This is a genomic window from Burkholderia sp. SCN-KJ (assembly GCF_024656005.1).
In the GTDB taxonomy this organism is placed as follows: Bacteria; Pseudomonadota; Gammaproteobacteria; order Burkholderiales; family Burkholderiaceae; genus Burkholderia.
This window is the reverse complement of record NZ_JANKOG010000004.1, coordinates 138538-156366: the sequence shown is the minus strand read 5'-3', so window position 1 is coordinate 156366 and position 17829 is coordinate 138538. Positions and strand designations below refer to the sequence as shown.

Below are 17829 nucleotides of genomic sequence, written 5' to 3'. Positions count from 1 at the left end.
CGGGATCTCGCTGGACGGAATCAGAACAGGTGGTACATGCCGACCATCGCGCCGAACTGCGATGCGCCGGCGAGCGGCGTCGGGTCGTATTCGTAGACGGTCTGCGAACTCTGGCCGCTGTTGCGCGCATAACCGACGTTCAGGTAGGCGACGGTGCGTTTCGACAGCGCGTAGGTGGTGCTCGCGATGAACAGCGTCGGGTGGCCGATCGCCGGCGTATGCGAATCGGTGTGGTAGACGCCCGCGTTCAGCCCGATTCCGCCCGACGTCAGGTAGCGCGCGCCGCCCCACACGATCGTGCGCGCCGCATCGAGGTCGCCGGTCAGGCGTTCGACGCCCGCGTAGACGGTGAGCGGCAGCGTCGCGAACGCATAACGGGCGGCGAGCGTGCCGAGCTCGCGGCGGCGCGCGGACGCGTCGTCAGCCGCCGACGCGTCGCCGTGCGCCTGATGCAGCACCGCGCTGACCGACAGCCCGTTGCTCGTGTACTGGCCGCCGAGTTCGAGCACGCGCCCGGCGCGCGTATTGCCCGCGACGCCGGCCGTCGCGGCGAGGGCCTCGACATCGAAGCCGGCGAACGCCGGCGACTGGTACTTGATCGAGTGGTCGATGAAGTTCGCGTTCATCGGCACGAGCACGCCCTGGCCGCTGTACGACGCGTACCACAGCGGGTCGTAGAAAAGCGTCTTGTCGAACAGCACGCTGAACTGCCGGCCGAGCGTGACGGTGCCGACGGGCCCCGCGATGCCGACGTACGCGCCGCGGAAGAACGCGTAGCCGGGGACGGTCGCGGTGCCGTCGTTGAGGTTGAGACCCTGTTCGAGCTTGAACAGCGCGCGCCAGCCGCCGCCGAGATCCTCGGTGCCCTTGAGCCCGACCTGCGACGGCAGGATGCCGTAGTTCTGCAACTGCACGGCCGCGTGCCGTCCGTCGGCATGCGTCAGGTACTGCACGCCGGCGTCGAGCGCGCCGTACAGCGTGAGGGTCGATTGCGCGTGTGCGGCGAGGCTGCACGCGGCGAGCGCAACGGCGGCCGTCGCCGTGCGGATGAAGCGGGGTGTCATCACGTGGGGTTCTCCATACCGTCCTGCATCGTTTGTCGTTGGTGTTGTCGCGACGCAGTGTCCGCAGCGGGAAAACCGGCGAACAGTCGTGCAGATGAACGGTATGGAAAACCCGCGGTGCACGGCATGGACGCGCCGCGACGCCGCGGCGCGGCGTGCTGCGCGGCAACAACGGGCGGCGTCCCGTTCAAATGGATGGGGCTGCCGCGTGCTCCGGCGGCCACGCCCGCCAAAAATGCCGGTCGCTATAATCGGCCGGTCTGCGTTGCGCGCATCAGCGGCCCGATCGGGCAGGGGAGCGGAAGGTGAGGATCACGACGGATATCGGGCAGGATCTCGACGCGTTGCGCGACGTGCCGGCCGCGATCGTGCTCGACGTATCCGCCTGGCCGCCGCTGCCACCGCGCCGCGCCGATTTCGACGGCGTGACGCGCGGCGACGCGGCGCGGCGCGAACTCGGCCTGATGCTGCTCGATCTGTACGCGCTCGCCGCGCAGTCGGGCATCGGCGAATTCGAGTGCCGCTTCTTTTCGCTGCTGCAGGGGCTCATCCCGTTCGACGCCGCGTGGACCGGCGTCGCGACGCACGTGCCGACCGGCCCCGTGATGCACAACAGTTTCCTGTACCGTCTTCCGCACGCGTTCTTCAGCGACTGGAAACGCGTGCGCGACTGCGATCCGCTCGCGCAGCGCACGCTGCTCGGCGCGCACGGTCGCGCGGTACGATTGTCGGTCGTCGAGCCCGGGTTCGACGCGCGGTTTCGCGACTGGTGCGTGAAGTACGGGCTCGCGCAACTGATGTGCGTGTGTACGCTCGACCGCCGCTTCGGGCTGACGACGTTCATGTCGATCTACCGCCAGGGCCTGAACCGTCCGTTCAGCGACGACGACGCGAGCCGCTTCGAGGAAGTGATTCCGCATCTGGCGGCCGCGCTGACGATCAATCGCGCGGCGCAGCTCACGCGCGAGCGCGGCGACGCGGTGGCGCCGGCGGCGCGCGCGCTGTGCGACAACTTCGGCGTGCTGCATCACGCCGATCACGGCTTCGACCACGTGCTGCGCACCGAATGGCCGGCGTGGACGGGCCCGCGCGTGCCGGAGCCGCTGGTCGCGCACGTGCGGCGCCAGTCGGGCCAGCCGTTCATCGGCGATGCGTTGCGCATCCAGTGCGTGCCCGTCGCGGGACTGTTCCAGATCGAGGCGCGGCCGCGCTCGCTGCTCGACCGGCTGAGTCCGCGCGAGCTGGCGGCGATCCGCTATTACGGTGCCGGCCGTTCGCACAAGGAGGTCGCGCAGCAGATGGCGATTTCGCCGACGACCGTGCGTCACTACCTGCGCTGCGCGTACCGCAAGCTCGGCATGCACGACAAGAGCCAGATCGCCGGCGTGCTCGGCGCGACGGGCGGCCCGACCGACGACGAGCCGGTGGAGGCGGGTGGCGCGGCGCGCTGAATCGCTCGTTCCGGCACAGGCATGCGGGTGCCGGCGCGAATGGTTGTATCCGCAACCATTGAGCGTTATGCTCGTCAGCTCCCGGTAGACGGATTTCCATCATGAACGACACGAATTCAGGGTCGGTGCGCGCGGCGGTGGTCGGTGTCGGCGCGATCGGCGGGTTGCTCGCGGCCGCGCTGTCGCGGGCCGGCATGACGGTGAGCGCATTCGCGCGCGGTGCGACGCTCGATGCACTGGACACGCACGGCGTGCGCGTGATCGACGAGGCGGGCGTCATGTCGTCGGTCCCGGTGCGCGCGAGCGACGACGCGGCCGTGCTCGGCGTGCAGGACTACGTGGTGATCGCGCTGAAGGCTCAGGCGCTGCCGGCACTGGCCGCGCGCATCGCGCCGCTGGTCGGGCCCGGCACGGTGATCGTCGCCGCGATGAACGGGCTGCCGTGGTGGTTCACGCACGGGCTCGCGGGCCCGCTCGACGGCGTGCCGCTCGACGCGATCGACCCGGCGGGTGCGGTCTCGGCGGCGTTGCCGCCCGCACAGGCGATCGGCTGTGTCGTGCACCTGTCGTCGAGCACCGATGCGCCGGGGGTCGTGCGCCGCGGCCGCGGCAACCGCCTGATCGTCGGCTCGCCCGATCACCGGCTCGCCGCGCCGACCGCGCGGTTCGCGGCGGCGCTCGCCGCGGGCGGCTTCGACGTCGAGTCGACGCCGGCGATCCGCACCGAGATCTGGGCGAAGCTGTGGGGCAACATGAACATGAATCCGTTGAGCGCGCTGACGGGTTCGACGGCCGAGCAGCTGCTCGACGATCCGTTCACGCGGGATCTCGCGTTGCGGATGATGGAGGAGGCGGCCGCGATCGGCGCGCAGCTCGGCCTCGATGCGGGGATGAGCGGGCCGGAGCGGATTGCCGTGACGCGCAAGCTCGGCGCGTTCAAGACATCGATGCTGCAGGATTTCGAGGCCGGGCGACCGCTGGAAATCGGGCCGATCCTCGGTGTGTTTCCGGAACTGGGGCGCAAGCTCGGCGTGCCGACGCCGTATTGCGACGCGGTACTGGGGTTGCTGCGTCAGCGTGCGGCGAACAGCGGGCTGTAGCGGAGGGAGAGCGCGGCGGCGATGGCCGGCATGCAGGGAAGAATGACGAAACGGCGAGCGGTCGCCCGGTCCGCCGCCCACGCTTGCGCGACTCGGGCGGCCCGCGGGATTCATCCGAGAAAATCCGGGTAAAGCGGCAAGTGCGGGAGCGCGCCTGAAACATGTAGCGATTGCAGCCCATGCCGCACCTTCGCGATAGGGGCGGCGCCGACTACGCCCGCCAAACGGTTCAGTCGTCGCGTTCGATCGCGTTCGCGACCACCTTGTCGAGCAGCCGCTCGAACGTCTGGCGCTCGCTGTCGGACAGGCACGCGAGCAAGCCTTCATTCCACTTGCGCACGATCGGCATGATCTTGCGATGCAGCGCGCGGCCGTCGGTGGTCAGCGCGATCAGCACGATCCGGCCATCCTCCTCGCTCGCGCTGCGCTCGAGCAGCCCCTGGCGCAGCAGCGCTTCCGCCGCGCGGCTCGCCTGGCTCTTGTCGAGATTGGTGTGGCGCGCGAGATCCATGATCGAAAACGGACCGAAGGCGCCGACGGCGGCGATCACGCGCGCCTCGGGCAGCGAGATGTCCAGCTTGTGCCGGTACACGTCGGCGATCCCGCGGTCGGATCGCTTCGCGAGCGCATGGAGGCGATAGGTCAGAAACTGGTCGAGCCCGGCTTGTCGGCCTTTCATGTCGAATCCTGAAGAAAAAGGGCGGGCCCGATTGTTCCTGTATCGCGCGCTCGGGTCAACGGTCAGTGTGCGCCGTACTTCAGCCGTGTCAACTGTTCCGCTTCGTTCGCGAGCAGGTTCGCCGCGTCGCGGATCGCGACGTCGAGCGTGATCGGGCCGGGCGCCGGCGAGAAGCAGCCGGAAAAGTGTTCGGACAGGCGCGGCAGCGCGGCCGGGTCGACCGCGCCCGACAGCAGCGACGCGGGCACGCCCGCGACCCGCGCATGGCGGCACGCGATGAACGGCGCCTTGCCGTGCAGCGTCTGCACGTCGGAGCGGCCTTCGCCGGTGATCAGCCAGTCGGCGCCGGCCAGTGCCGCATCGAGCCCGACCTGCCGCGCGACGACTTCCGCGCCGGCTTCGAACTGCGCGCCGAGCATGTGCAGCGCGAAGCCGAGGCCGCCCGCGGCGCCGGCACCGGCCAGGTCGCGGCAGCGCCGGTCGAGCGCGGTCTCGAGCAGGTCGGCGAAATGGCCGAGCGCGGCGTCGAGGGTCGCGACCTGCGCGGGCGTCACGCCCTTTTGCGGACCGAATACCGCGGTCGCGCCATGCGCGCCCGTCAGCGGGTTGTCGACGTCGGACATGCCGATGAATTCCGCGTCCTGCAGGCGCGGATCGAGCCCCGCCGCGTCGATCCGCGCGATGTCGGCGAGTCGTGCCGGGACGGGTTCGACCGGCTGGCCGGCCGCGTCGAAGCATTGCAGGCCGAGGCCCGCGAGCAACCCTGCGCCCGCGTCGTTGGTGCTGCTGCCGCCGAGCGCGACGAAGAAGCGGCGCACACCCTCGTCGAGCAGCGTGCGGATCGCTTCGCCCATGCCGCGCGTGCTGCGTGCGTCGACCGGCACGCTCATGCCGACCGCATCGGTAATGCCGACGATCTCGGCCGTCTCGACGATCGCGGTGCGCGCGTCGATCACGCCGACCGCCGCATCGCGTGCGGCGAGCGACGCGCCGGCCACCTGCAGCGTGCGCCGCGTGCCGCCGCCCGCCAGCATCGCGTCGAGCGTGCCTTCGCCGCCGTCGGCCATCGGGCAGCAGCGCACGACCGCGTCGGGCCGGGCGCGGCGGATGCCGGTGGCGATCGCGTCCGCGACCTGCTCGGCGGAAAGCGAGCCTTTGAACGAATCGGGCGCGATGACGACGACAGGCGCGGACGGGTGTTGCGGCATGGTGTCTCCGGAAGGCGTGATTGGTGTGAAGAATGGCGGCCGCGGCCGCGGCGCACCTTCAATCGGAGCTTACAGGATGGCGGGCCCGCGGTGGATACGGCGTTCGGCATAGCGGCGATCCGCGCGCATTGCCGCGCGCGGGAGCGGGCGGCAATGCGGGTGCGCACGGTTGTCGTGCCGATCTGGCGGTATGAGGAAGATTGTTTGCTAGAATAGTCGATTCTTCCGGCCAAAGCCGTGCTCCGAGCCGCTTGCGCTAGCCATCCGGCGCGTGCAGGGATGGCGTGGCGCTCCGGCGCGGCGTGTGCGTGAGACGCACCTCACGCCGCAGGCAGGCACGGCAAGGAAAACCCGATTCGCTCGAATAATTTTAGGACGATTGAAGCCATGGCTAACGTTGTTGAGAACCTCGGCAAGCTTGAACGCCGCGTGACGATTTCCCTGCCGAAGGACACCGTGCAGAAGGAAATCGACGCCCGTATCCAGAAACTCGCGAAGAACGTTCGCATGCCGGGTTTCCGCCCGGGCAAGGTGCCGCTGAAGATGGTCGCCCAGCAATACTCGGGTCAGGTCGAGGCGGAAGTGCTGAGCGACAAGATCGGCCAGGAATTCTTCACGATCAGCCGCGCGGAAAACCTGCGCGTCGCCGGCCAGCCGAGCTTCGAGCCGAAGCAGGAGCAGGCTGAAGATGCGTACGCGTTCGACGCGACGTTCGAGGTCTACCCGGAAGTGAAGATCGGCGATCTGGCGACGGCTGAAGTCGAGCGCTCGACGACGTCGATCGGCGACGCCGAAATCGACCGCACGCTGGACATCCTGCGCAAGCAGCGCGTGCACTACCACGCTCGCGGCGAAGCCGGCGAGCACGGCGACGGCGGTGAGGACACCGCAGCGAAGAACGGCGACCGCGTGACGGTCGACTTCGTCGGCAAGATCGACGACGTCGCGTTCCAGGGCGGCACGGCCGAAGACTTCCCGTTCGTGCTCGGCGAAGGCCGCATGCTGCCGGAATTCGAAACGGCGGCGCTCGGCCTGAAGGCCGGCGAACAGCGCACGTTCGAGCTGAAGTTCCCGGACGACTACCACGGCAAGGACGTGGCGGGCAAGACGGCGCAATTCACGGTCACGATGAAGAAGATCGAATGGCCGCACCTGCCGGAAATCGACGCCGAATTCGCGAAGTCGCTCGGCATCGAAGACGGCGACCTGACGAAGATGCGCGCCGAAATCAAGGAAAACCTCGAGCGCGAAGCGAAGCGTCGCACGCAAGCCATCGTCAAGAACCAGGTGATGGACGCGCTGCTGAAGATTTCCGAACTCGACGTGCCGAAGGCGCTGATCGAACAAGACCAGCAACGTCTCGTCGAAATGGCTCGCCAGGATCTGGCGCAGCGCGGCGTGCCGAACGCGAAGGACGCACCGATCCCGGCCGAGATGTTCGCCGAGCAGGCGGAGCGTCGCGTGAAGCTGGGCCTCGTGCTGGCGGAGCTCGTGAAGTCGAACGGCCTCGAAGCGAAGCCGGAACAGATCCGCGCGGAAGTCGACGAGTTCGCGAAGAGCTACGAAGACCCGAAGGAAGTGGTCCGCTGGTATTATTCGAACCAGCAGCGCCTCGCCGAGATGGAAGCGTTCGTCGTTGAAAGCAACGTCGTCGACTTCGTGCTGGGCAAGGCAAAGGTGACGGACAAGGAAGTGAGCTTCGAGGCACTCGCGAGCGCATCGGCGCAAGCGTAAGTGTTGCTCTAGCGGCGTGCCGGCTGTCGGAGCGACGGCCCGCACGCCGTTTTTACGTCAAGCGCACGGTTGCCATTAATATGGCGATTGAGCGGGCGGCTTCCCTCCGTTCAATTTTCCATTCGAACAAGGTTCATTGAATGATCACTCGCGCTGAATTGCTGGACATGCTTGCTTCGAACGCGCCGCAGGGTTTCGAGGCGCAAGCGCTGGGGCTGGTGCCGATCGTCGTCGAAACGAGCGGCCGCGGCGAGCGTTCGTACGATATCTATTCGCGTCTCCTGAAGGAGCGCCTGGTGTTCATGGTCGGCGAAGTGAACGACCAGACCGCCAACCTCGTGGTCGCGCAGTTGCTGTTCCTCGAGAGCGAGAATCCCGACAAGGACATCAGCCTCTACATCAACAGCCCGGGCGGCTCGGTGTCGGCCGGCATGGCGATCTACGACACGATGCAGTTCATCAAGCCGGACGTGTCGACGCTGTGCATGGGTCTCGCGGCCAGCATGGGCGCGTTCCTGCTCGCGTCGGGCGCGAAGGGCAAGCGCTTCGCGCTGCCGAACTCGCGCGTGATGATTCACCAGCCGCTCGGCGGCGCACGCGGCCAGGCGTCCGACATCGAGATCCAGGCACGCGAGATCCTCTACCTGAAGGAACGGCTGAACAACCTGCTCGCGCAGCATACGGGCCAGGACGTGGAGCGCATCGCGCGCGACACCGACCGTGATAACTTCATGTCGAGCGAGGACGCGAAGGCATACGGGCTGATCGATCAGGTGCTGCTGAAGCGCCCGTGAGCTTAAGTGGGGTGCCGCCCCGATTTGCGCGGCGCCCCTGCAACGTCCCGAGTGCCCTGAGCATCTGCGGCAAGCGCATCCAGCCGACTCCGGTCGCGCCCTAGGCGCGGCGTTCGGAGCATTCGGCGTATCATGTCATCTACCTGTCCGGAGGCTCTACATTCATGGCGGACAAAAAAGGTTCGAACAGCGAGAAGCTGTTGTATTGCTCGTTTTGCGGGAAGAGCCAGCATGAGGTGAAGAAACTCATCGCGGGCCCGTCGGTATTCATCTGCGATGAGTGCATCGACCTCTGCAACGAGATCATTCGCGACGAGGCGGCTGCCGCCGGCGTCGAGGCCAGCCTGTCCCGGTCGGATCTGCCGAGCCCGCAGGAAATTCGCGACATCCTCGATCAGTACGTGATCGGCCAGGAGCGTGCGAAGAAGATCCTCGCGGTGGCCGTGTACAACCACTACAAGCGCCTGAAGCATCTCGACAAGAAGGACGACGTCGAGCTGTCGAAGAGCAACATCCTGCTGATCGGCCCGACGGGCTCCGGCAAGACGCTGCTCGCGCAGACGCTCGCGCGGTTGCTGAACGTGCCGTTCGTGATCGCCGACGCGACGACGCTGACCGAAGCCGGCTACGTCGGCGAGGACGTCGAGAACATCATCCAGAAGCTGTTGCAGAACTGCAACTACGAGGTCGACAAGGCCCAGCGCGGGATCGTCTACATCGACGAAATCGACAAGATCAGCCGCAAGTCGGACAACCCGTCGATCACGCGCGACGTGTCGGGCGAGGGCGTCCAGCAGGCGCTGCTGAAGCTCGTCGAGGGCACGATGGCGTCGGTGCCGCCGCAGGGCGGCCGCAAGCATCCGAACCAGGATTTCATCCAGGTCGACACGACCAACATCCTGTTCATCTGCGGCGGCGCGTTCGACGGCCTCGAGAAGGTGATCACCGATCGCACCGAAAAGACGGGCATCGGCTTCGGCGCGACGGTCAAGAGCAAGCAGGAACGCGACGCGGGCGAAGTGCTGCGCGAAACGGAGCCGGAAGACCTGATCAAATTCGGTCTGATCCCCGAATTGATCGGCCGCCTGCCGGTGGTCGCGACGCTCGGCAAGCTCGATGAAGCCGCGCTGATGAAGATCCTGGTCGAGCCGAAGAACGCGCTCGTCAAGCAGTATCACAAGCTGTTCGCGATGGAGCGCGTCGAGCTGGAAATCCGGCCGGGCGCGCTGCAGGCAGTCGCCCGCAAGGCGATCCGCCGCAAGACCGGCGCGCGCGGCTTGCGTTCGATCATCGAACAGGCATTGCTCGACGTGATGTACGAGCTGCCGGCGATGAAAGGGGTCAGCAAGGTCATCATCGACGAGAACGTGATCGATGGCGACGGCAAACCCCTGCTGATCTATGAGGACACGCCGAAGGTGGCGGGTTCGAACTGACCGGCTTGCCGACGATGTTCTGCGAAAAAGGCCGTTCATGAGACCGTGGGCGGCTTTTTTTCGTTTATCTTGTGGGTAACTCTGACTCGACACGCGGTGGTTACTTTCTTACCGAATATTTCCCGCACTTGAAGGCTTGCAATTCGTTGTGGCGGCCTCAATTACCGAACAATTGATTCCACTCATGGGGAAATGAAATGTCAGGCACCCAACTTCTCCCGCCGGAACGCATCACGCTCCCGCTGCTGCCGCTGCGGGACGTCGTCGTTTTCCCGCACATGGTCATTCCGCTCTTCGTGGGCCGGCCGAAATCGATCAAGGCCCTCGAAGCAGCGATGGAAGGCGGCAAGCACATCATGCTCGTCGCCCAGAAAACCGCGGCCAAGGACGAACCGACCGAAAAGGACATGTACGAGGTCGGCTGTATCGCCAACATCCTGCAGATGCTGAAGCTGCCGGACGGCACCGTGAAGGTGCTCGTCGAGGGCCTGCAGCGCGCGAAGGCGTTGTCGATCGAAGAACAGGAGACGCAGTTCTCCTGCGAAGTGATGCCGCTCGAGCCCGATCACGCCGACAGCGCTGAAACGGAAGCGCTGCGCCGCGCGATCGTGTCGCAGTTCGACCAGTACGTGAAGCTGAACAAGAAGATCCCGCCGGAGATTCTCACGTCGCTGTCGGGCATCGATGAAGCCGGCCGTCTCGCGGACATGATCGCCGAGCGTCTGCCGCTGAAGCTCGACCAGAAGCAGCACATCCTCGAGATGTTCCCGGTCATCGAGCGCCTCGAGCACCTGCTCGCGCAGCTCGAAGCCGAGATCGACATCCTGCAGGTCGAGAAGCGCATCCGCGGGCGCGTGAAGCGCCAGATGGAAAAGAGCCAGCGCGAGTACTACCTGAACGAACAGGTCAAGGCGATCCAGAAGGAACTGGGCGAAGGCGAAGAGGGCGCGGATCTCGAGGAACTCGAGAAGCGCATCAACGCCGCGCGCATGCCGAAGGAAGCGAAGAAGAAGGCCGACGCCGAGCTCAAGAAGCTGAAGCTGATGTCGCCGATGTCGGCGGAAGCGACCGTCGTGCGCAACTACATCGACACGCTGATCGGCCTGCCGTGGCGCAAGAAGAGCAAGGTCAACAACGATCTGTCGAACGCCGAGCAGGTGCTCGACGAGGATCACTTCGGCCTCGAGAAGGTGAAGGAACGCATTCTCGAGTACCTCGCGGTGCAACAGCGCGTGGACAAGGTCAAGGCGCCGATCCTGTGCCTCGTCGGGCCTCCGGGCGTCGGCAAGACCTCGCTCGGCCAGTCGATCGCTCGCGCGACGAACCGCAAGTTCGTCCGGATGGCGCTCGGCGGCGTGCGTGACGAAGCCGAGATCCGCGGTCACCGCCGCACGTACATCGGCTCGATGCCGGGCAAGATCCTGCAGAGCCTCGCGAAGGTCGGCGTGCGCAATCCGCTCTTCCTGCTCGACGAAGTCGACAAGATGGGCATGGATTTCCGCGGCGATCCGTCGTCGGCGCTGCTCGAAGTGCTCGATCCGGAACAGAACCACACGTTCGCCGACCACTACATCGAGGTCGACTTCGACCTGTCGGACGTGATGTTCGTCGCGACGTCGAACTCGCTGAACATCCCGCCGCCGCTGCTCGACCGGATGGAAGTGATTCGTCTGTCGGGCTACACGGAAGACGAGAAGGTCAGCATCGCGCAGCGTTACCTGCTGCCGAAGCAGAAGAAGAACAACGGTCTGAAGGACGGCGAGATCGAGGTCACCGAGCAGGCGATCCGCGACATCATCCGCTACTACACGCGCGAAGCCGGTGTGCGTTCGCTCGAGCGGGAAGTGTCGAAGATCTGCCGCAAGGTCGTGAAGATGCTGCTGCTGAAGAAGGCATCGGGCGCGATCAAGGTCGACGGCGAGAACCTCGATACGTTCCTCGGCGTGCGCAAGTACGACTTCGGCCTCGCGGCGAAGGAAAACCAGGTCGGTCAGGTGACGGGCCTCGCGTGGACGGAAGTCGGCGGCGACCTGCTGACGATCGAAGCCGCGGTGATGCCGGGCAAGGGCAACGTGATTCGCACGGGCTCGCTCGGCGACGTGATGAAGGAGTCGGTCGAGGCCGCACGTTCGGTCGTGCGCTCGCGTTCGCGGCGTCTGGGCATCAAGGACGAAGCGTTCGAGAAGCAGGACATCCACATCCACGTGCCGGAAGGCGCGACGCCGAAGGACGGTCCGTCCGCCGGCGGTGCGATGACGACCGCGCTGGTGTCGGTGCTGACGGGCATTCCCGTACGTGCCGATGTCGCGATGACGGGCGAGATCACGCTGCGTGGCGAAGTGCTGCCGATCGGCGGGCTGAAGGAAAAGCTGCTGGCTGCGCATCGCGGCGGCATCAAGCTCGTGCTGATCCCGGAAGAGAACGTGAAGGATCTCGCGGACATTCCGGACAACGTGAAGAACGCGATCGAGATCGTGCCGGTCCGCTGGATCGACAAGGTGCTCGAACTCGCGCTCGAACGTACGCCGACCCCGCTGCCGCCGGAAGAAGAGGCGAAGGCTGCGGCACCGGTCGGCGAGGCGGCGAAGGATGCCGGCTCGACGGAAGTCGTGAAGCACTGAGAACCTGAACGCCGTCGCTGACGGTGGTTCACGAAACCCGCGGCGAGTCCGCGGGTTTTTTTATGCGCGTCGGGATCGTGTGTAGCGCCGCGCGTTAAAATTTTTTGCGCATGGGCTTGGCAAAATGATCGGGGATGAATTAAACTTGCGGGCTCGCTGGTTGTTGATGCCGAAACGCAGATCGCAGCCAGAACGAATCGGAAACGGGTGCTTAGCTCAGCTGGTAGAGCGGCGCCCTTACAAGGCGTAGGTCGGGGGTTCGAACCCCTCAGCACCCACCAGTTTCACGATTCAGCCAGACCAAGGAGCGGTAGTTCAGTCGGTTAGAATACCGGCCTGTCACGCCGGGGGTCGCGGGTTCGAGTCCCGTCCGCTCCGCCAGAAAATGAAGAAGCCCGCCTCGTGCGGGCTTTTTCATTTGCATCGTCGCTCACGCCCGCGCGTTGCGCACCTGCTTTTCTCCCGTGCCACCCCGTATGTTGTAATATCGGACGTTTTGTCCAATTTTCCCGTCACGCATGCTCGATTTCTTCCGTAATCACCAGCGCCTGATGATGGCGCTCCTGCTCCTGATCGTGTTGCCAGGGCTGGGTTTCGTCGGGATCCAAGGTTTCCGCGGCTTCTTCGACGACAGCGCGAACGTCGCGGCGATCAACGGGCACAAGATCACGCGGGTCGAATTCGACGGCGCGTTCCGTCAGCAGGTCGACCAGGCGCGCCAGGCGCTCGGCGGGCAGTTCGACATCAAGGCGTTCGACACGCCCGAACATCGCAAGCAAGTACTCGACGGCCTGATCCAGCAACGCGTGCTGGCCGACGAGACGCAACGCCTGCACCTGACCGCATCCGACAACGCCGTGCGCGATGCGCTGATGAGCGACCCGATGATCGCGTCGCTGAAAAAGCCCGACGGTTCGATCGACGTCGAACGCTACGCTCAGCTGCTGTCGTTCCAGGGGATGACGCCCGAGCAGTATCAGGAGCGCGTGCGCTACAGCCTCGCGCTGCAGCAGATCCCGGCGAGCATCATCGCGAGCGCGTTCACGCCGAAGGGCCCGGCGCAACGCCTGTCGGAGCTGGCCGCGCAGCAGCGCGAAGTGCAGGCGCTGGTGCTGAAGACGAGCGACTACGCGGCGAAGGTACAGCCGACCGACGCACAGCTCGCCGCGTACTACGACGCGCACAAGCAAAGCTTCGCGACGCCGGAAACCGCGACGATCCAGTATCTCGTCTATTCGCCGGCCGCCGCTGCCGCGAGCGCGCAGCCGACCGAGGCGGACATCAAGAAGTTCTATGACGACAACCCGACGCACTTCCGCTCGGAAGCGCAGGTGCGCGTGAGCCACATCTTCATCGCCGCGGCGAGCAGCGCGGGCGCGGCCGACAAGGCAGCCGCGAAGGCGAAGGCCGAGCAGTTGCTGGCGGACGTGAAGGCGCATCCGGACCAGTTCGCGCAGATCGCGCAGAAGAGCTCGCAGGATGCCCCGTCGGCCGCGAAGGGCGGCGATCTCGGCTTCATCACGCGCGGCTCGACGGCGGGCGGCAAGGCGTTCGACGATGCGGCGTTCGCGCTGAAGCAGGGCGACGTGAGTGGTGTCGTGCAATCGGATCTCGGTTTCCACATCCTGAAGGCGACGGAAGTGAAGCCGTCGGTGGTCAAGCCGTTCGCGGACGTGAAGGACCAGATCGCAATCGACCTGAAGCAGCAGTACGCAGCGAAGGCATTCACGGACAACGCGGAAGGCTTCACGTCGACCGTGTATGAAAAGGCGAAGACACTGCAGCCGGCCGCCGACAAGTACAAGCTGACGATCCAGACGGCCACCGTCACGCCGACGCCGAATCCGCAACTGCCGCCGACGAGCCCGCTGAACAATCCGAAGTTCCTCGCTGCCGTGTTCGCGAACGATTCGGTGAAGAGCCAGAACAACACGCAGGCGATCGACGTGGGCAACAACACGCTGATCTCGGCGCGCGTGACCGACTACAAGCCGGCTGCCGTGCCGGCGCTCGACACGATCAAGGACGCGGTGCGTCGGAAGGTGGTCGCCGAGCAGGCTGCGGAACTCGCGAAGAAGGACGGTGCGGCGAAGCTGGCCGAGCTGCAGAAGTCGAAGTCGGCCGACGGCTTCGCGGCCGCGCAGAAGGTGTCGCGCACGCAGTCGCAGGGCCTGACGCCGGCCGCGCTGAGCGCCGTCTACAAGGTCGATGCGAAGACGCTGCCGGCCTATGTCGGTGTCGACCTCGGTGCGGACGGCTATGCGATCTATCGCGTGAACACGGTGATCGCGGGTACGGCCGTCGATCCGCAGCAGCTCGCGGCCGCGCAGCAGCAGATGGCGCAGGTCGAAGCGCAAAGCGAAGGCGAAGCATATCTCGCCGCGCTGCGCGACCGCTCGAAGGTGAAGGTGTACGGCACCACGCAGAGCCAGTCGCAGGACGGCGGCAACTAAGCCACGACCCGGCGCCAACCAAGCGAAGCGCCGTTCACGGGTTCGCATGCAGCAACAGAAAGCCCCGCTTCGAGCGGGGCTTTTTGCTTTCCGGTGGTGGCGAGTCGCGAGGTCAGCCGCGCGGCTTGCCGAGCAGCGGTTTCAACGCCGGCCAGACGTTGTCGAGCAGGATGCCCTGCGCCTGCTGCGCAGGATGCATCTGGTCCGGCTGGAACATCTCGGGCTTGTTCTCGATGCCGGCCAGCAGGAACGGCACGAGCGGTACGCCGAGTTCCTTCGACAGGCGCGTATAGACCGCATGGAACTTCTGTGTGTAGTCGGGCCCGTAGTTGGGCGGCACGTACATGCCGACCAGCACGACCATCGCGCGCGCCTGCCGCGCATCGGCGATGATGTCGCGCAGGTTCTGCTCGGTCGTCGCGAGCGGCACGCCGCGCAGCGCATCGTTCGAGCCGAGCTCGACGACCACGATCGACGGTTTGAGCCGTTGCAGCACCGCGGGCAGTCGTGCGCGGCCGCCGCTCGTGGTGTCGCCGCTGACGCTTGCATTCGCGACGCTATAATCGATTCGCTCGGTCGCAAGCCGCTGCCGCAGCAGCGCAACCCAGCCGGTGTCGCGCGGCAGACCGTATTCGGCCGACAGGCTGTCGCCGAGCACGACGAGCGCGGGCTGGCCCGAGGTCGGGGCCGCCGCCGTCGCGGCGCGTGCGGGCATGGTTGTTGCGGCCAGGGTCCCCAGCAGTGCGGCGAGTGCCGCGCGCCTTTTCCAGCGGAATGTCGTGTCCATGTTCAAGATTACCGATCCGATCATCGAAGTCCATGACGTGTGCAAGCGGGTTGCCGATGCAACGGGCGAGCTGACGATCCTCGACGGCATCACGCTCGCCGTGCGGCCCGGCAGCAGCCTCGCGATCGTCGGCGCATCGGGGTCGGGCAAATCGACGCTGCTCGGCCTGCTTGCCGGGTTGGACAGCGCGACGAGCGGCACGGTTCGCCTGCTTGGCCGCGCGCTCGACCAGCTCGACGAGGACGAGCGTGCCGCGCTGCGCAACGGCGCGGTCGGGTTCGTGTTCCAGTCGTTCCAGTTGATGCCGCACCTGACGGCGCTCGAGAACGTGATGCTGCCGCTCGAACTGCAGGGCGGCATCAGTGCGTGCGACGCGGCCGATCGTGCCCGCGCGCTGCTCGTGCAGGTCGGTCTCGGCGAGCGTACCGCGCATTATCCGAAACTGCTGTCGGGCGGCGAGCAGCAGCGCGTCGCGCTCGCGCGCGCGTTCGTCACGCATCCGGCGATCCTGTTCGCCGACGAACCGACCGGCAGCCTCGATGCGGCGACGGGCCACGCGGTCATCGACCTGATGTTCGAGCTGAATCGCACGCACGGTGCGACGCTCGTGCTCGTCACGCACGATCCCGAGCTCGCGCGGCGCTGCGCGACGATGGTCACCATCGACGCCGGACGCATCGTCGCACCGCACGCGGCATAGCGCGGGACTGGATTTTTGCCGGCCGCGCCAGGTGCCAGGTGGATCGCCCGATGCGGCCGGCATGCGTTCGACGCCGTCGCGTCAGCGCTCGAGCGCTGCCCGCGCGCGCTCGATCAGCGCGGTCGTCGACGAATCGTGCTTCGCCGGATCGACCGACTCGGCCGACAGGTCGGCTTCGACGACCTTGCCGAGAATCTTGCCGAGCTCCACGCCCCACTGGTCGAACGGATTGATGTCCCACACCGTCGCCTGCACCAGCACCTTGTGCTCGTAGAGCGCGATCAGCGCGCCGAGCGTGCGCGGCGTCAGCGCGTCCACCAGCAGCGTCGTCGTCGGGCGGTTGCCGGGGAACGTCAGGTGCGGCGCGAGCGCTTCCTTGCCGGGGCCGGCGACCTTGCGCGCTTCGTCGAGCGTGCGGCCGAGCATCAGTGCTTCACTTTGCGCGAAGCAGTTCGCGAGCAGCTTCGGATGATGGCTCGCGAGCGGATGCTCGGGCGTCAGCACCGCGATGAAGTCGATCGGCACGATCGTCGGGCCCTGGTGCAGCATCTGGAAAAACGCGTGCTGGCCGTTGGTGCCCGGCTCGCCCCACGTGACGGCCGACGTCGGGTAATCGACGAACGTGCCGTCGAGACGCGCGGACTTGCCGTTGCTTTCCATCTCGAGCTGCTGGAGATATGACGGCAGGTAGTGCAGCGCTTCCGAATACGGTGCGACGAGGTAGCTCTGCGAGCCGAAGAAGTTGCGATACCAGATGCCGATCAGGCCGAGCAGCACCGGCAGGTTGCGCTCGAGCGGCGCTTCGCGGAAATGGCGATCCATGTCGTTCGCGCCGGCGAGCAGTTCGTCGAACTGCTCGGGCCCGACCGCGATCATGATCGACAGGCCGACCGCCGACCACAGCGAATAGCGGCCGCCGACCCAGTCCCACATTTCGAACACGTTGTCCGCGGCGATGCCGAACTTCACGACTTCGGCCGGGTTCGCCGACACGCCGACGAAGTGCTTCGCGAGCGCGTCCTCGGGGCAGCCGCGTGCGACGAACCAGTCGCGCAGCGAGCGAGCGTTCGTCATCGTCTCGAGCGTCGTGAAGGTCTTCGACACGATGATCGCGAGCGTTTCTTCCGGGTCGACCTGTTCGAGCACGCGCGCGAGATCGGCGCCGTCGACGTTCGACACGAAGTGCGTCGAGATGTCGGGCGTCGCGACATGGTGCAGCGCGTGCACGACCATCTTCGGCCCGAGATCCGAGCCGCCGATGCCGATGTTGATCACGTGGCGGATGCGCTTGCCGGTATAGCCGGTCCACGCGCCGCTGCGCACGGCGCGCGCGAAGGTCGCCATCTTCGCGCGCTCGGCGCTGACCTGCGCATGGAACGGCGCGTGCGGGTCCGTCGCGCGCAGTGCGGTGTGCAATGCGGCGCGGCCTTCGGTCGGGTTGACGATCTCGCCGGCGAACATCGCGTCGCGGCGCGCTTCGACGCCCGCTTCGCGGGCCAGCTGCACGAGCAGGCGCAGCGTGTCGTCGTTGATGCGGTTCTTCGAGAAGTCGGCCGCAAGGCCGCCGCCCGGGACCGTGAAGCGTTCGGCGCGGGTCGGCGCGCGGTCGTTTTCCGGCGCGAACCAGTCGCGCAGCCGTGCATGGCGGATTTGTTCGAAGTGGGATTGAAGGGCAGTCCAGGCGGGGAGCGAATTCAGCGTCATGGCGGTTCGAGTGAAGCGTGAATCGGGAGGAATGCCGCGCCGGCGCCTCGGGATCGGAAGGCCGGCGGACGAGCGGGCCCGCCGTGCGGCGGGGGCAC

At 66.4% G+C, this 17829-nt stretch carries 13 protein-coding genes and 2 tRNA genes; 10 read left to right on the top strand and 5 right to left on the bottom strand.

Annotated elements, in window-relative coordinates; all coding sequences use genetic code 11:
- Positions 1–20 precede the first annotated feature (20 nt).
- The gene (locus tag NQV17_RS08775; RefSeq protein WP_257771485.1) at positions 21–1067 is read right to left on the bottom strand and encodes a porin; all 1047 of its coding nucleotides are present in this window, start codon (positions 1065–1067) and stop codon (positions 21–23) included.
- A 302-nt stretch (positions 1068–1369) separates the two neighbouring features.
- On the opposite strand from NQV17_RS08775, the gene NQV17_RS08770 reads away from it, so the two are divergent.
- Both NQV17_RS08770 and NQV17_RS08765 read left to right on the top strand, forming a co-directional pair.
- Positions 1370–2515, top strand: a complete 1146-nt coding sequence (locus NQV17_RS08770; RefSeq protein WP_257771483.1) for a helix-turn-helix transcriptional regulator — start codon at positions 1370–1372, stop codon at positions 2513–2515.
- 101 nt (positions 2516–2616) lie between these two features.
- Positions 2617–3615, top strand: a complete 999-nt coding sequence (locus NQV17_RS08765; protein WP_257771481.1) for a 2-dehydropantoate 2-reductase — start codon at positions 2617–2619, stop codon at positions 3613–3615.
- 229 nt (positions 3616–3844) lie between these two features.
- On the opposite strand, the gene NQV17_RS08760 is transcribed toward NQV17_RS08765, so the two are convergent.
- Positions 3845–4294, bottom strand: coding sequence for a MarR family winged helix-turn-helix transcriptional regulator (locus tag NQV17_RS08760; protein ID WP_044843678.1), 450 nt, complete (start codon positions 4292–4294; stop codon positions 3845–3847).
- Positions 4295–4356: 62 nt separating this feature from the next.
- Entirely contained in the window at positions 4357–5502 is a 1146-nt protein-coding gene (locus tag NQV17_RS08755; RefSeq protein ID WP_124570165.1) for a glycerate kinase, read from the bottom strand.
- A gap of 387 nt (positions 5503–5889) precedes the next feature.
- Here NQV17_RS08755 and tig point away from each other — a divergent pair, with 387 nt between their 5' ends.
- The 7 genes from tig (at position 5890) to NQV17_RS08720 (ending at position 14540) form a co-directional block, all read left to right on the top strand.
- Positions 5890–7236 carry a trigger factor gene (gene tig / locus NQV17_RS08750; RefSeq protein ID WP_044843676.1) on the top strand — a complete coding sequence of 449 codons (1347 nt, stop codon included), beginning with the start codon at positions 5890–5892 and terminating at the stop codon, positions 7234–7236.
- Positions 7237–7376: 140 nt separating this feature from the next.
- Positions 7377–8030 carry an ATP-dependent Clp endopeptidase proteolytic subunit ClpP gene (gene clpP / locus NQV17_RS08745; protein ID WP_006496351.1) on the top strand — a complete coding sequence of 218 codons (654 nt, stop codon included), beginning with the start codon at positions 7377–7379 and terminating at the stop codon, positions 8028–8030.
- Positions 8031–8194: 164 nt separating this feature from the next.
- Entirely contained in the window at positions 8195–9466 is a 1272-nt protein-coding gene (gene clpX, locus NQV17_RS08740) for an ATP-dependent Clp protease ATP-binding subunit ClpX (RefSeq protein WP_006754177.1), read from the top strand.
- Positions 9467–9663: 197 nt separating this feature from the next.
- The gene (gene lon, locus NQV17_RS08735) at positions 9664–12087 is read left to right on the top strand and encodes an endopeptidase La (RefSeq protein WP_044843675.1); all 2424 of its coding nucleotides are present in this window, start codon (positions 9664–9666) and stop codon (positions 12085–12087) included.
- A 205-nt stretch (positions 12088–12292) separates the two neighbouring features.
- Positions 12293–12368, top strand: a tRNA-Val gene (locus tag NQV17_RS08730).
- Between the two features lie 23 nt (positions 12369–12391).
- A tRNA-Asp gene (locus NQV17_RS08725) sits at positions 12392–12468 on the top strand.
- A gap of 137 nt (positions 12469–12605) precedes the next feature.
- Positions 12606–14540, top strand: a complete 1935-nt coding sequence (locus NQV17_RS08720) for a SurA N-terminal domain-containing protein (RefSeq protein ID WP_257771473.1) — start codon at positions 12606–12608, stop codon at positions 14538–14540.
- 112 nt (positions 14541–14652) lie between these two features.
- Here the strand turns inward: NQV17_RS08720 and NQV17_RS08715 are convergent, their stop codons facing one another.
- The gene (locus NQV17_RS08715; protein ID WP_257771471.1) at positions 14653–15327 is read right to left on the bottom strand and encodes an arylesterase; all 675 of its coding nucleotides are present in this window, start codon (positions 15325–15327) and stop codon (positions 14653–14655) included.
- Between NQV17_RS08715 and NQV17_RS08710 the strand changes: the two genes are divergently transcribed.
- On the top strand, positions 15326–16027 hold the full coding sequence (locus NQV17_RS08710; protein ID WP_257771469.1) for an ABC transporter ATP-binding protein: 702 nt from the start codon (positions 15326–15328) through the stop codon (positions 16025–16027). The two genes, NQV17_RS08715 and NQV17_RS08710, sit on opposite strands and share 2 nt — an antisense overlap.
- 81 nt (positions 16028–16108) lie before the next feature.
- On the opposite strand, the gene pgi is transcribed toward NQV17_RS08710, so the two are convergent.
- Entirely contained in the window at positions 16109–17731 is a 1623-nt protein-coding gene (gene pgi, locus NQV17_RS08705) for a glucose-6-phosphate isomerase (protein WP_257771467.1), read from the bottom strand.
- Positions 17732–17829: the final 98 nt, after the last annotated feature.